This window comes from Micromonospora sp. NPDC049101 (assembly GCF_040648675.1).
Classification (GTDB): Bacteria; Actinomycetota; Actinomycetes; order Mycobacteriales; family Micromonosporaceae; genus Micromonospora.
On record NZ_JBEZED010000026.1, the window covers coordinates 58274 to 71245 of the forward strand.

At 69.8% G+C, this 12972-nt stretch carries 15 protein-coding genes; 8 read left to right on the plus strand and 7 right to left on the minus strand.

The genetic code is table 11. The features are described from left to right. The first annotated feature begins 8 nt into the window (after positions 1-8). Entirely contained in the window at positions 9-764 is a 756-nt protein-coding gene (locus tag AB0B57_RS28655) for an ABC transporter permease (RefSeq protein WP_357076433.1), read from the plus strand. A gap of 138 nt (positions 765-902) precedes the next feature. Here AB0B57_RS28655 and AB0B57_RS28660 read toward each other — a convergent pair whose 3' ends face one another. The 3 genes from AB0B57_RS28660 to AB0B57_RS28670 all read right to left on the minus strand — a co-directional run bounded on the left by AB0B57_RS28660 (position 903) and on the right by AB0B57_RS28670 (position 3542). Then, a complete protein-coding gene (locus AB0B57_RS28660) occupies positions 903-1556 on the minus strand; it encodes an O-methyltransferase (RefSeq protein WP_357076436.1) in 654 nt (217 codons plus the stop codon). After that, positions 1553-2221: a nucleoside triphosphate pyrophosphatase gene (locus tag AB0B57_RS28665; RefSeq protein WP_357076439.1), complete on the minus strand. Its 669-nt coding sequence runs from the start codon at positions 2219-2221 to the stop codon at positions 1553-1555. The genes AB0B57_RS28660 and AB0B57_RS28665 overlap by 4 nt, the downstream gene beginning before the upstream one ends. 232 nt (positions 2222-2453) lie before the next feature. Then, positions 2454-3542 (minus strand): S8 family serine peptidase, encoded by a 1089-nt coding sequence (locus AB0B57_RS28670; RefSeq protein ID WP_357076601.1) that lies wholly within the window; start codon positions 3540-3542, stop codon positions 2454-2456. A 954-nt stretch (positions 3543-4496) separates the two neighbouring features. Between AB0B57_RS28670 and AB0B57_RS28675 the strand changes: the two genes are divergently transcribed. Then, on the plus strand, positions 4497-4670 hold the full coding sequence (locus AB0B57_RS28675; RefSeq protein ID WP_357076442.1) for a hypothetical protein: 174 nt from the start codon (positions 4497-4499) through the stop codon (positions 4668-4670). 292 nt (positions 4671-4962) lie between these two features. On the opposite strand, the gene AB0B57_RS28680 is transcribed toward AB0B57_RS28675, so the two are convergent. Together AB0B57_RS28680 and AB0B57_RS28685 are read right to left on the minus strand one after the other, a co-directional pair. Continuing rightward, a complete protein-coding gene (locus AB0B57_RS28680) occupies positions 4963-5427 on the minus strand; it encodes a hypothetical protein (protein WP_357076446.1) in 465 nt (154 codons plus the stop codon). 88 nt (positions 5428-5515) lie between these two features. Then, entirely contained in the window at positions 5516-5713 is a 198-nt protein-coding gene (locus tag AB0B57_RS28685; protein ID WP_357076449.1) for an acyl-CoA carboxylase subunit epsilon, read from the minus strand. A 90-nt stretch (positions 5714-5803) separates the two neighbouring features. Here AB0B57_RS28685 and AB0B57_RS28690 point away from each other — a divergent pair, with 90 nt between their 5' ends. Together AB0B57_RS28690 and AB0B57_RS28695 are read left to right on the plus strand one after the other, a co-directional pair. Further along, positions 5804-7771, plus strand: coding sequence for a protein kinase (locus AB0B57_RS28690; protein ID WP_357076452.1), 1968 nt, complete (start codon positions 5804-5806; stop codon positions 7769-7771). 65 nt (positions 7772-7836) lie between these two features. Then, positions 7837-8064: a hypothetical protein gene (locus AB0B57_RS28695; protein ID WP_357076455.1), complete on the plus strand. Its 228-nt coding sequence runs from the start codon at positions 7837-7839 to the stop codon at positions 8062-8064. A gap of 77 nt (positions 8065-8141) precedes the next feature. Here the strand turns inward: AB0B57_RS28695 and AB0B57_RS28700 are convergent, their stop codons facing one another. After that, on the minus strand, positions 8142-8894 hold the full coding sequence (locus tag AB0B57_RS28700) for a GH25 family lysozyme (RefSeq protein ID WP_357076457.1): 753 nt from the start codon (positions 8892-8894) through the stop codon (positions 8142-8144). Positions 8895-9020: 126 nt separating this feature from the next. Continuing rightward, entirely contained in the window at positions 9021-9566 is a 546-nt protein-coding gene (locus AB0B57_RS28705) for a Uma2 family endonuclease (RefSeq protein ID WP_357076460.1), read from the minus strand. A gap of 99 nt (positions 9567-9665) precedes the next feature. Between AB0B57_RS28705 and AB0B57_RS28710 the strand changes: the two genes are divergently transcribed. The 4 genes from AB0B57_RS28710 (at position 9666) to AB0B57_RS28725 (ending at position 12932) form a co-directional block, all read left to right on the plus strand. Beyond that, on the plus strand, positions 9666-10409 hold the full coding sequence (locus AB0B57_RS28710; protein ID WP_357076463.1) for a M50 family metallopeptidase: 744 nt from the start codon (positions 9666-9668) through the stop codon (positions 10407-10409). 134 nt (positions 10410-10543) lie between these two features. Beyond that, positions 10544-11527 carry a 2-dehydropantoate 2-reductase N-terminal domain-containing protein gene (locus AB0B57_RS28715; protein ID WP_357076466.1) on the plus strand — a complete coding sequence of 328 codons (984 nt, stop codon included), beginning with the start codon at positions 10544-10546 and terminating at the stop codon, positions 11525-11527. Positions 11528-11590: 63 nt separating this feature from the next. Then, positions 11591-12091 (plus strand): sigma factor-like helix-turn-helix DNA-binding protein, encoded by a 501-nt coding sequence (locus AB0B57_RS28720; protein ID WP_357076469.1) that lies wholly within the window; start codon positions 11591-11593, stop codon positions 12089-12091. Continuing rightward, positions 12084-12932 carry a hypothetical protein gene (locus tag AB0B57_RS28725; protein WP_357076472.1) on the plus strand — a complete coding sequence of 283 codons (849 nt, stop codon included), beginning with the start codon at positions 12084-12086 and terminating at the stop codon, positions 12930-12932. Before AB0B57_RS28720 ends, AB0B57_RS28725 begins: the two co-directional genes overlap by 8 nt. The last annotated feature ends 40 nt before the right edge of the window (positions 12933-12972 follow it).

Sequence of the window (12972 nt, forward strand, 5' to 3'; positions counted from 1 at the left end):
GACCACTCATGAAATTCGCCCGTGACACCTGGCTGATCTTCCAGCGCCAGACGCAACTCCTGCTGCGCAACCCGGTCTGGGTCTTCGTCGGCGTGTTCCAGCCGGTCATGTACCTGCTGCTCTTCGCCCCGCTGCTCAAGCCGGCACTGAACGCGCCCACCCAGGCCGCCGCCTACAAGATCTTCGTACCCGGCCTGTTGGTGCTGCTGGCGATCTTCGGGGGCCTGTTCCAGGGCTTCGGCCTGATCGCCGAACTGCGTGCCGGCGTCATCGAACGCTCCCGGGTCACCCCGATCAGTCGGCTCGCCCTGCTGCTCGGTCGCTCGCTGCGTGACGTCGTGTCGCTCGTCGTGCAGGCGATCATCATCACCCTGCTGGCGCTCCTGTTCGACCTGCGGGTGTTCATCGGGGACCTGCTGCTGGCGTACCTGATGCTCGCCCTGATCGCCCTCATGACCTCGGCCGTCTCCTACGGCGTCGCTCTCAAGGTCAAGAGCGAGGATGCGCTGGCCCCCCTGATGAACACTGTGGCGCAGCCGGTGCTGCTGCTGTCCGGCATCCTGCTGCCACTCACCTTCGCCCCCGGCTGGTTGCAGGGCATCGCCAACTGGAACCCGTTCTCCTGGGCGGTCGACGGCACCCGGGCGTTGTTCGCCGGTGACCTGGCCAGCGACAAGGTCTGGCAGGGCCTCAGCATCACCGCGGTGCTCGCCGCGCTCGGCGTCTACTGGGCCGCCCGCCAGTTCGCCCGCAGCGTCCGCTGATCCGACAGTCCCGGCGTGTTCGGCGCCTGGTGCGGGCGTGATCGACTCGCTTTCCTGAAAGTCGCGGTGTCCTAACGCCTGGGATGCCGCGACTTTCAGGAACCCGAGTGGATCAAAATGGCCGGCGGGCGTTGCCGGTCAACGCACCCGGGCGAGGGTGAGGCCGTCCGCGATCGGCAGCATCACCGGGTCCACCCGTACGTCGGCCAACACCTCATCATTGAAGGCGGCGATCGCCCGGTCGCCCTCGTCCTGCGGCGCCACGATCCGTCCGCCGCGCAGGACATTGTCGACCGCGATCACTCCACCGGGCCGCATCCGGGGCACCAACTCGGCCCAGTAGACCGGGTAGCCCGTCTTGTCGGCGTCGATGAACGCGAAGTCCAGGTAGCGCTCGTGCGGCAACTCCCGCAACGTCTCCCCGGCCGGGCCGATGCGCAGCTCGATCCGGTCCTGCACGCCGGCCCGCTCCCAGTAGCGCCGGGCGATGCCGGTGAACTCCTCGGAGATGTCGAAGCAGGTCAGCCGCCCACCCTCGGGCAACCCGCGGGCGATCGCCAGCGACGAGAGCCCGGTGAACGTGCCGATCTCGACGGCCTGCCGTACGTCGAGCAGCCGCGTCAAGAATGTCAGAAAGGCGGCCTGCTCCGGTGCCACCTGCATGGTGGCGTGCTCCGGCAGCACCGACCGGGTCTCCTCGGCCAGGTCCAAAATGATCTCGTCGGGCGGGGAGCCGTGCGCGACCAGGTACTCGTGCAGTTCGTCGGTGAGCGGGATCGATTTCGTGGTCATGACCGGACGTTACCGAGTGGCTCGACCGATTGGCCGCCCGGCGCGACCTTCGTCCACAGGTCGGTGATCCGCAGATCCAACTCGGCGAGGAGGCGGCGTAGCAGCGGCATCGACAACCCGACCACCGTCCCCGGGTCACCCTCGATCCGCTCCACGAACGGCCCGCCCAACCCGTCGATGGTGAACGCGCCGGCCACCGCCAGTGGCTCGCCACTTGCCACGTACGCGGCGATCTCGTCGTCGCTGATATCGGCGAAGTGGACAGTGGTCGAGGCGACCGCCTCCGCGCGCCGCCCGGCGGCAACGTCGATCAGGCAGTGCCCACTGTGCAGGACGCCGCTGCGCCCCCGCATCCGCAGCCAACGCCCGGTGGCATCCGCCGGGTCCGCTGGCTTGCCGAGGATCTCCCCGTCGAACGCCAGCACGGAGTCACACCCGATCACCAACGTCCGCTGGTCGGCGCCAGGGCTCAGCCGGGTCAACACCGCCTGCGCCTTGAGCCGCGCCAACTCCAGGCACAACTCCTCGGCCCGCTCGGTCACCACCAACGACTCGTCCACCCCGCTGACCAGCACATCTGGCTCAATCCCGGCAGCCTGGAGCAACTTGCGACGGGCAGGGCTCGCCGAGGCGAGCACGAGGCGGAGCGGCAGAGTCTCAGACACCCACCCGACGTTACCGGCTAACCACCCACACAAGCCTCCCACCACGCAGCAACCCAAGCGACCGCCGCCCGCCGGCCTGCTCGCCCCGCCCGCCGGCCCGCCCATCGGGCGCACGCGGTGCCGAGCGCGGTGCCGAGCGTGATCGACTCGGGTTCCTTGAAACCGCGGTGTCCCACCGCCCCGGACACCGCAACTTTAAGGAACCCGAGTCGATCACCGCGCCGTCGGCCAATCAGCGACTAATCCTGGGCGGCGGCTCATCGCCGCGCCGACGCCGCCGCGCCACCACCGCCCACCCAACCCCCGCAGCCAAGATCACGCCAAGCGTGACCAGGCCACGCGCCGTCGCGCCGTCGCCGTCATCACCCGGTTGAGCACCAACCGTCGTCGGGCCAGCATCAGCCGGCGCGCTCACAGACTCAAACCCCAGCGGCGGTACGTCCGCCGTCAGCGCCGCCACAAGATCGATCACGCCATAGCCGTACTCGTCGTCACGCCCCGGCGGGCCCTTGTCGACAGCCGTCGCCGTGAGTCGGTGCGCCACCTCCCGCGCCGGCAGGTACGGGTACTTGGACCGGATCAACGCGGCCGCCCCCGCCACGATCGCCGTGGCGCTCGATGTGCCAGTGCCCTTCGAGTACTTTCCGTCGTAGCTGGTGCTGTAGATATCGACAGCGGGAGCTACGACGTCGATCTTCGACCCGGTCACCGAGACGGCGGCGTGCAGTCCGTCACGACCGACGCCGCCGACGGCGATCACGCCTTCTTCGCTGGCTGGATAGCGCACGCCGGTGTCGGAGGGTCGATTACCCGCTGCGGCTATCACTACAATGTCGGCATCCTGGGCGGCCTTAATTGCTTGCTGAAGGCGCACGCTGGCACCGGCAACCGCTGAGATGCAAATAATGTCAGCACCTTTTGAAATCGCGAACTCGACACCGGAGGCGAGTGCATCCGGATCGCCTATGCCGCTCGGCGGGGTGTCAAGGATTGGAAGAATCTTTGCCTCAGGGGCGATCCCAAGAGCGCCCTGTTCGTCTTCCTTTCCGTGGGCGGCAATCAGGCCCGCCATCGAAGTGCCATGACTGTCTCGATCTTGGCGCCCGTCGCCGCTTCCTCCGGAAATAACGTCTGTGCCGTCTAGCAGATTTCCGCTTAGATCAGGATGGGGGTCGACTCCGGTGTCTGGCACCGCGACGATCACCCCTGCCCCTTGGCTAAGCAGATGCACCGCACCGATGTGCAGGAATGGAAGATGCCATTGGTCGCCTCGTATAAGGTCCGCATCTTGTGCTGGGGCGGCAATGCTCGCAGGTAGTATTAGTCCGATCAGCGCTACCCTAAGAGCTCCTGCCAAGAACTGCCGGATCACCTGTTAAAGCCGATTGCGGGACCAGGGTCGATCGGATCATCGCGGTCCGGAGGCTGAACCACCGGAGGTACGCCTTTCTCGGTCTCCCAAGGGTTATCCGGATCCCATCGATGAAATTTCTGTTCAAGCTCTGACCGCGTCCCTGGGCGACCCGCGCTCGCTTGCAAGCTTGGCGCACCGCCGATCGGGAAACCGCTTGGGCTTCCATTGATACTGCGTCCCCCACCTGGTCGGCTTCCTGCTGAACCACTGGGCGCTGTCCCTGCACCGCCGCCTCCAATGACGCCGCCGACCGGATTGACCCTTCTGGGGGTCCCAGCGTTACCTGCGGGTTGACCTGTACTCAATCCTGGGACACCCCCGATTAATCCTCCTGCAGAAGGGGTGGGGCGCGCGGGCGGCGTAGATCGCGTTGCACTCCCATCAGTGGCGCCATTAACTGGCCTTGTGAGTGGCCCTGGCTGGCCCGGCCGCAAGGCAGGTGCTGTTGGCGAGCCTAGGGGAGGAGTAGGGGGGAACGCCGGTGTGGGGCCCGGCCCGGCGGCTGGCGGGCCGACTATCGCTGGTGTCTGAATCGTGGGAGTGACGGTAGTAGTCGGTGGGAGAGAGACTCCTGCTGCGGCTCCTCCGAGAACCGGGCCCATTCCCGGCACCACGGGTACGGGACCCGCCCGCTCAGCGCTTGGGCTCGGCAGTTGAGTCACAGAGGGAGCGGATATCGGCACCGGCACGATGGGCGGGATCACGGGTGTTTGATAACTGCCATACACATCCGGATCGTCCGGCTGTCGCGTGCTCCTCGGCGCCGCTGGTGGTTTTTGGAGGGTTGCTTGGGCTTGTTGGAGTTCACCGCTGAGGTTGAACATGGCCGTCCGTGCCTGAGTATTCAGTCGTTCCAGGTCCGTGTCAGTAACAGGCGCCTCGGTGGTCCGGTTGCCCAATATCGCCTTCGGGTCGGCGGCCATCGACTCGTACGCCTGCTTCTGTTGGGACTTGGTCGCGTACTCCTCGTGGATCTTGCTGAGCGCGGCGCGGGTGGTGCCGATGGCCTGGGTGGCGGCGGCGAGCGCGGTGTAGTTCGCGGCGGCGGCGTCGTGGGTGCGCTGCACCTTGTCGATCAGCTCGTCGAGCTCGGCCAGGTACGTGCTGGAGGCGGCGCTGGTCTCGGGTGGCCACGCCTCGGCGAGCCCGCGCCGGTATTCCCGGAGGCGGCTGAGGTGGGTTTGCGCCAGGTCGCAGACCTTGCGCCAGCCGGCGACCTGCTTCCAGTGGTTGGTGGTGTCGTGGTCCTGTAGGCAGGCCCACATGCTGTTGACGTCCATCAGATGCCAGTCGGTGCGGCCGGAGGTGCGGCCGGTGCCCCGGTCGATCATGGCAGCACCACCGGCCCTTCGGTGTCGGCGTCGGCGCCGGTCGGGTCGGTCAGCATCGGTGTCGGACCGCCGGGCAGCATGCTGGTGGGGTCGGCGAGGGCCTGTCGCACGTCCACCACTCGCGCGGCGGTGAAGGCGTCGCTGTCGGCGTATCGGGTGGCGACCTGGTCGGCGGCGGCGGCCAGGTGGCCGGTGGCGCCGCGGACGGCGTACACGATGTCGGCGGTGGCCTGCTGCGTCTCGTGGTGGGCGTGCAGGAACGTGACCAGCTCGACGAAGGCGTCGCACGGGTTGGGCAGCTTCGCGGACATGTCCTCGGCGATGTACGACAGGTGCGGCGCGTAGTTGCTCTCGACCTCGGCGGCGAGCCGGTCGGCGAACTCTCTGAGCTGGCTGATGTCGGCCTCGATGCCGCCGTAACCGCGCAGCCAGGGCGCTGGCCGGTCCTCCTGAGGGATCACGGGTCCTCCCTAAGTGTCACGGCATCGTCTCCCTGAGTGAGGGTAACCGCTCCCCGTGCCCCTGGCAGCCCCCGTCCGGCGGGTCGGGTCAGCTGCGGGGCAGGCCGGAGGTACGCCACCCGCCGGAGGCGACCGGCCGACCGCTGCGCGCCCAGGCGGACGTGGTCGTCGGCGCGGGAGCGGCGGCAGGGCGGGAGCGGGTGATGATCGCTCCGACCAGGGCGGCCAGCTCCTCCGCGGTGGGCACGCCGCGAACGACCCGGAACAGCGGCTCTTCGGCAGACATGACGCCAGGGTACGCGGCGCGAAGTTACGCGAAGCGCACAGTGGCGTGCCGGCGGTGTGAGCGTCAGCCGGTCCGGGTACCGTCTCAGCGATGTCGAACGCGCTTCCCCAACTCGTCGCTGACCGATACCGGCTCCTGTCGCCGCTCGGCCAGGGCGGCATGGGCCGAGTGTGGAAGGCACGCGACGAGGTGCTGCACCGGGACGTCGCCATCAAGGAGTTGGTGCCGCCGCCCGGTCTCACCGATGAGGAGCGCCGCGAGATGCGCGAGCGCTCGCTGCGGGAGGCGCGGGCCATCGCCCGGCTCAACCACGCCAACGTCGTCCGCATCTTCGACGTGCTGCGCACCGACGGCGATCCGTGGATCGTCATGGAGTACGTGGCGTCGAAGTCGTTGCAGGACACTCTCGCCGAGGATGGCCCCGTCTCGGTGGCCCGCACGGTGGAGATCGGCCTCGGCGTGCTGGGTGCGCTGAGTGCCGCGCACAAGGCGGGCGTGATGCACCGCGACGTCAAGCCCGGCAACGTGTTGCTGGGCGAGGACGGCCGGGTGGTGCTGACGGATTTCGGTCTCGCCACCATTCCTGGTGACCCCAACGTGACCCGCACCGGCATGGTGCTCGGCTCGCCTGCGTACATCTCGCCGGAGCGGGCTCGGGACGGCACCGCCGGCCCGGAGGCCGACCTGTGGTCGTTGGGCGCGACGCTCTACGCGGCGGTCGAGGGCAAGTCGCCGTACGCGCGGCCGTCGGCGATCGGCACCCTTGCGGCATTGGCGACCGAGCCGATTCCGCCGCCGAAGAACGCCGGTCCGCTCAAGGCCGTGCTGAACGGGCTGCTGCGGAAGGATCCGAACGAGCGGATCACCGCCGAGGTGGCGGAACGCCTGCTGCGCCGCGCCGGTGGCAAGCGGGCGCGCGGGATCTCGCTGCTTGATGGCGTACGCCGGCCGGGGCCGAACGGCCCGCGCGAGCCGCGCCCGCCGCACGTCCCCGCGCCGCGACCGGCCGAGAGTGTCGACCGGCCGGTGTCGCCGCCGGCCTCCGCTACCTCCGCCGCTGCTACGACCTCCGCCACCGATGCCACCCCGACGGCCGTCGTTGCCTCCGGCGCGCACGGCGACCCGACCGCGGCGGTGCCGGCCGAGCCGACCGCCACGATCGACCGCCCGTCCGATGCCGCGCCGTCCGATGCCGACCCGACCGCGAAGGTCACGGCCGCGGCCGACACGACCGGCGACGGTACGACGAACGACGACGAGCCGACGGCGGTCGACGGTCCGCCGGTGGCTCCGGAACAGCGCAGGCCGACGACGCCGACGTCGCTCTTGCCGCCGGTGGGTCCGGCGGGTCGCGCGTCGGTGCCGCCGTTCGACGGCACGAAGCCGAACAACACCCGCCGCAACCTGCTGATCGGGGCGGTGGTCGCCCTGCTGCTGATCGGCCTCGTGGTGGTGGTGCCGATGCTCACCAAGGGCGACGACACGACACCGCAGACCGGGCCGACCGGGGGCGGCGGGACGTCGGCAGCGGCGCCGAGTTCCGCTGCGCCGGCGCCCACCACCGGTGCCCCCAGCGCGACGCCCTCGGCCTCGCCCTCGGTCGACCCGAACGCGTTGCCGGCGGGCTGGAAGCTGCACCGGGACCCGGCCGGCTTCACCCTGCCGATCCCGGACGGCTGGGTGCGCGAAGAGGCCAGCAGCGACACTGTCGTCTTCGACGATCCCGACGGCCCGGGTGAGTTGCTCGTGCAGTGGACGCCGAGGCCGGAGAAGGACGCCTACGCGAACTGGGTGCGGATCGAGCCGGGCCGCAAGGACATCGTGAAGAACTATCAGAAGCTCGGCATCGTGCGCTGCGACTTCTGGAAGACCTGCTCCGACTGGGAGTGGCTGGAGACCCGCGACGGCACGCGGATCCACGTCCGCAACCGTGGGTTCGTGACGGCCAGTAACCGGGGCTACGCCCTGCGGTGGGAGATCGCCGAGAAGGACTGGCAGGCCAACCTGCCGAACTTCGACCGGATCGCCAAGGGTTTCGTGCCCGACCGACAGGACTGAAACTCATTCGCATGACCCTCCGTCGTCCTGGGTAATTGACAGTCGACGACGGAGGGAGGCACGACATGGGTTACCGACGGAGGGACACCCGGCCTCGGCTGGCGCTGTGGATGCTCGTGGCGCTCGGCGACGCGATCCTGCTGCTGGTCACGATGGGGATTCCGGCGCTCATCGCACTGCTCAGCGTCGTGGTGGTTGCCGGCTTCGGGGTGGCTGCCTGGCGGCTGACCCGCCGGGGCGCGCTGGCCCGCGAGGAAGCCGTGGTGCCGGTGTTGAGCCGACGGAGGGCCTGACACCGGTGGTGTGGCGGCAGCCGGACCGATTGTCGACCGGGTGGTGACCGTCGATCCCGCTGCCGCCAACGGCCCGGTCAGGTGTTGTTGGCCAACGCGATCAGTCGACTGCGGTCACCGTTCCAGTAGTTGCGGTCCACGTTGCCGCTGATTCCGGCGACGACGCCGGTGCTGGTGTACTGCCAGAAGCTCCACACCGACGCGCCGGCCGGCAGGGCACCGGGCGCGCTGGCCCAGCGGGCCAGCCAGAGCGGGTGGTTCGCCCACGGGCCGGTCCAACTGCCGGTGCACTGGTTCCACCAGCTCGTGGTGGTGTAGATGACGGCGTACCGGCCGGTGCGCGACCGGTAGGTGTTGAGGAAGTCCTGCACCCAGTTGCGCATCCCGGTGGTGCTCAGGCCGTAGCAGTAGCCGCCGCTGTACGGGTTGGCCTCGATGTCCAGCGCCGCCGGCAGGGTGCGGCTGTCCGCGGACCAGGCGCCGCCGTTGGAGGCCAGGTAGTTGGCCTGGGTCGAGCCGGCGGAGATGTTCGGGCGGGCGAAGTGGTACGCCCCGCGGATCACCCCGGCGTTGTACGAGTTGACGTAGTTGGCGTTGAAGTTCGGGTCCTTGTAGGTGGTGCCCTCGGTCGCCTTGATGAAGGCGAACTGGATGCCCGCGTTGCGGACGCTTGTCCAGTTGATGGTGCCCTGGTAACGGGACACGTCGATGCCGGGTGTGGTGGCGGCGGCCGCCGGTCCGGCGGTCGCGACCAGGGCCGCCGCCGCGGTGGCGAGGACGGTGAGGCCGGCCGCGAGTGCGCGGCGCAGCGATGACGAGGTACGGGCCATGAATGCCTCCAAGGACGTCGCTCTATCGACAACCATCTTTGGAGGTAAGTGCCCTAGATCACAAGGGCGGCTGAAAAAAGCTTCATCGACGGGCATGTGTCGCCCCGGTTGCGAGGGTCGAACGGATCAGCCCAGCGTGGCCGGGTCGAGCTGCCAGCGGAACGGCTCGACAACGCTCAGCGTCTCGCCCGCCTTGGCCACCTGGTCCTCGACGTAGTGCTCACCGTCGAGCCGGTAGAGCCGCAGCGAGTGACCGTCGCCGTCCTGCTCGACCAGCAGGTACCAGGGGATTCGCGTGATGGCGTAGAGCTGCATCTTGACCAGCCGGTCGGCAGCGGCGTTGCCCGGCGAGATGATCTCGCCGACGAGCACCACCTCGGCGGCCTCCACCGCCATGCCCTCGTCGTCGGTGTCCGCGACAACCACGTCGGGGATGACGATTCGATCCACGCCGAGCCGAACGTTGACCGCCCCGAAGACTGCGAGGCCTGCTGCTGCGCGCTCGACCTGGTCTGCCAGCCGGCGCGACACCAACTGGTGACGCTTACTCGGGACCGGGCTCAGAAGCAGGCTCCCGTCGAGCAGTTCGATCCGGTCCGGAGTCTCACCCAGGGCGAAGTAGTCGGCCTCGGTCCAGAGCCCGACATGGTGTTCCAAGGGCAACGACCCCATCTGCAATCACCTCTATCCTCGATGGCCACCCGAAGTCTCAGGCATCACGAGGCGGTGCTCCGGGAGCGACACGGAACGCCGCCGGTAGGCTCGCGCCCCATGATGTCGATCGACGGGCTGGGCGATACGTGGGACACGCTGTTCGGCGCTCAGCCGGACCCGCCCCCGCTGCTGGTGTTGATCACGGCGGCCATCGCGCTGGTGGTGGTGTCCACCCGGTTGCCGTGGCGGATCGCCCGCAACGCCATCACCATCGCGCACGAGGGCGGGCACGCACTTGTCGCCCTGCTCAGCGGCCGCAAGCTGCGCGGCATCCGGCTGCACTCGGACACGTCGGGGCTGACGCTCTCCGCCGGCCGTCCCACCGGGCCGGGCATGATCCTCACCCTGCTCGCCGGTTACGTCGCCCCGCCGCTGGTCGGGCTGGCCGGTGCCTGGCTGCTCGGCGGCAACCGGATCACCCTGCTGCTCTGGGTGGCGGTGGCGCTGCTGCTGGCCATGCTCATCATGATCCGCAACGCCTTCGGCGTGGTGTCGCTGCTGGTCACCGGCGCGCTGGTGATCGCCGTCTCGTGGTACGCCACGCCGCAGGTGCAGGCCGCGTTCGCGTACACCGGGGTGTGGTTCCTGCTGCTCGGCGGGGTGCGGCCGGTGGTGGAGCTGCAACGGCTGCGGTCGCGGGGCCGGATGCCCGCTTCCGACGCCGACCAACTCGCCGGGCTCACCCCGTTCCCGCCGCTCTTCTGGGTGGCCGTCTTCGCCCTGGTCAACCTGGCCGCCCTGGTAGCCGGCGCCCTCCTGCTGACCGGCCCGATCCTCACCGACGCCGGCCTGACGCCCTAACCCGCCTCAACCCCGCCTCCGCCCGGGTCGATCAAGGAGTTGTGGTGGGCCGCGAAAGCCGCGATACCCCCGCATCCAGGCACCACAACTCCATGATCGACGGCGGGAAACGCGCGGGCGGGCAGAATGGGGCGATGCGATACGTGATCATCGGGGCGGGTGCGGTCGGCGGGACCATCGGCGTACGGCTGGCCCAGGCCGACCGGGACGTGACAGTGGTGGCCCGTGGTGCCCACCTGGAGGCGATCCGGGCGCGGGGGTTGACCCTGCGGCAGCCCGACGGGGAGGTCACCGCCCGGCTCACCGCCGTGGACGGGCCCGGCGAGCAGCCGCTGCCGGCGGACACGGTGCTGATCCTTACCGTCAAGTCGCAGGACACCGCCGGCGCGCTGGCCGCCTGGGTGGACGCGCCGGTGGTCGGTGGCGGTACGGCGGGTGAGCGGCTGCCGCTGGTGACCGCCCAGAACGGGGTGGCGAACGAGCGGGCCGCGCTGCGGCTCTTCGCCGACGTACACCCGGTCTGCGTCTGGTTGCCGGCCACCCATCTGGACCCGGGCGTGGTGGTGGCCAACGGCTACCCGCACCCGGGGATGCTCCACATCGGGCGATACCCCGCAGGCGCCGACGACACCGACCGGGCGATCGCCGCCGATCTGAGCGCCGCCGGGTTCGTCGCACCGGTCCGCGAGGACGTGCTGCGCTGGAAGTACGGCAAGCTGCTCAGCAACCTCGGCAACGGCCTCCAGGCGCTGCTCGGCCAGGACATCCCGGACGCGTTGGTCGAGCGGGTGCGCGCCGAAGGTGTCGCCGCGCTCGCCGCCGCCGGCATCGCGCACACCTCGCCGCAGGAGGAGAAGGCCGAACGCGGTGACCTGGTGCAGCAGCGCCCGGTCGACGGCGAGGCCCGCTCCGGCGGCTCCACCTGGCAGAGCCTGGCCCGGGGCACCGGCTCGACCGAGGTCGACCACCTCAACGGCGAGATCGCGCTGCTCGGCCGGCTGCACGGCGTGCCGACGCCGGTCAACGTGGCCGTGCAGCGGGCCGTCCGCCGGGCGGTCCGGGACCGGGTCGCGGCCGGCGCGTTCCCGCTCGCCGAGTTGGAGCAGATGATTCCCTGATCTCGGCAACCGACCACCCGACCCGGTGCGTGTTCCCTGCGACCGACACGGGGAGGTAAACGGGTGCCGGACATCGACGGGTTCGACGAGTTCTACCGGGGGAGCCGACAACGGCTGCTCGGGTTCGTCTACGCCCTGAGCGGCGACCGGGTCGAGGCTCAGGACGCCGTGCAGGAGGCGTACATCCGGGCGTGGCAGCGCTGGTCGACGGTCCGTGAGTACGACGACCCGGAGGCGTGGGTGCGGGTGGTGGCCAGTCGGGTCGCGGTCAGTCGTTGGCGCAGCCTGCGCAGTCGCGCCCGCGCGTACCTGCGGCACGGGGCCACCGAGACAGTTCCCGGGCCGGGCACCGACACCGTCGAGGTGGTCGCCGCCCTGCGCCGGCTGCCCGAGGAGCAACGCGTCGCCATCGCCCTCTACTACCTGGTCGGCATGCCGGTCGCCGACGTGGCGCGGGAAACCGCAGCCCCGGTGGGCACCGTCAAGGCCCGACTGTCCCGGGGGCGCGCCGCGCTCGCCGGCCTGCTCGCCGTCTCTGATCTGGAGGAGACCACCGATGCGTGATGACCCGTCGTTCGTCGAGCAGATCCACCGTGACCTGCAGGATGTCCAGTGGCCGGCACCTGAGGAGATTCGTTCCCGGGCCCGTCGCCGCAGCCGGCGCAGAATCGTCGTGGCCACCGCCGTGCTGACCCTCGTCGGGGCCTCCGCCGTGGCGGTCGCCGCACCGCGGCAGTCCTCGGCACCGGCTCTGCCGGCCGCTGCCCCGACCCGGCACGAGATCAGCACCGACGCGCTGTTGCAGCCGAGCGACCTGCCACAGCCGGTCGACGTGCAACTCAGCCAGTCGGGGCTGGGCGAGATGATCAGGCTGGACGAGATTCTCGGCTACTGCCGGACGAGCCAGGGGTTTTCGGAGGGTTGGCAGCCGTCGATCCTGTCCCGCTCGCAGACCTTCGTGCCCAAGCGCGCTCCCGCCATCCAGACGCGGGGTGAGGGCGACGTCACGCAGGAGCTCTTCAGATTGGTACCCGAGGCGGCCACGCAGCTCTTCACCGGTCTGGACGACCTGATCGCCCCGTGCGCCGAATGGCGAAGCGTCGGGCAGATGGACACGGCAGGGGTCACCCGCACGGTGTTCGTCGTGCACCGGTGGGCGGTGACGCAGCGGGGTTTCGCCGGGGACGACGCCGCCATTCTGCAGGACTCGCTCACGGCCGTCACCGACCTGGAAACCGGGCAGAAGGACGGCGACGACCCTGCGCCGCTTCGGCTGGCCGTCGTCCGGGTCGGCGACCTCGTCTCGGTGCTCCGCCTCGGCTACGACGGCACCGAATCGGAGCTCAGGCAGCTGGCCGTGGCGGCAGCGGCCCGCATGTGCGTAGCCGCGAACCCGGCCTGCTGACCCCGGACCGGGTCAAGCGTCGCGCGTCGGGGGTCGGCAG

Excerpts from the sequence above, each read along its gene's own strand:
- AB0B57_RS28710 (WP_357076463.1), top strand. The coding sequence starts at position 9,666 with ATGATGTCGATCGACGGGCTGGGCGATACGTGGGACACGCTGTTCGGC.
- AB0B57_RS28695 (WP_357076455.1), top strand. The coding sequence starts at position 7,837 with ATGGGTTACCGACGGAGGGACACCCGGCCTCGGCTGGCGCTGTGGATG.
- AB0B57_RS28725 (WP_357076472.1), top strand. The coding sequence starts at position 12,084 with ATGCGTGATGACCCGTCGTTCGTCGAGCAGATCCACCGTGACCTGCAG.
- AB0B57_RS28700 (WP_357076457.1), bottom strand. The coding sequence starts at position 8,894 with ATGGCCCGTACCTCGTCATCGCTGCGCCGCGCACTCGCGGCCGGCCTC.
- AB0B57_RS28715 (WP_357076466.1), top strand. The coding sequence starts at position 10,544 with ATGCGATACGTGATCATCGGGGCGGGTGCGGTCGGCGGGACCATCGGC.
- AB0B57_RS28690 (WP_357076452.1), top strand. The coding sequence starts at position 5,804 with ATGTCGAACGCGCTTCCCCAACTCGTCGCTGACCGATACCGGCTCCTG.
- AB0B57_RS28705 (WP_357076460.1), bottom strand. The coding sequence starts at position 9,566 with ATGGGGTCGTTGCCCTTGGAACACCATGTCGGGCTCTGGACCGAGGCC.
- AB0B57_RS28660 (WP_357076436.1), bottom strand. The coding sequence starts at position 1,556 with ATGACCACGAAATCGATCCCGCTCACCGACGAACTGCACGAGTACCTG.
- AB0B57_RS28685 (WP_357076449.1), bottom strand. The coding sequence starts at position 5,713 with ATGTCTGCCGAAGAGCCGCTGTTCCGGGTCGTTCGCGGCGTGCCCACC.
- AB0B57_RS28655 (WP_357076433.1), top strand. The coding sequence starts at position 9 with ATGAAATTCGCCCGTGACACCTGGCTGATCTTCCAGCGCCAGACGCAA.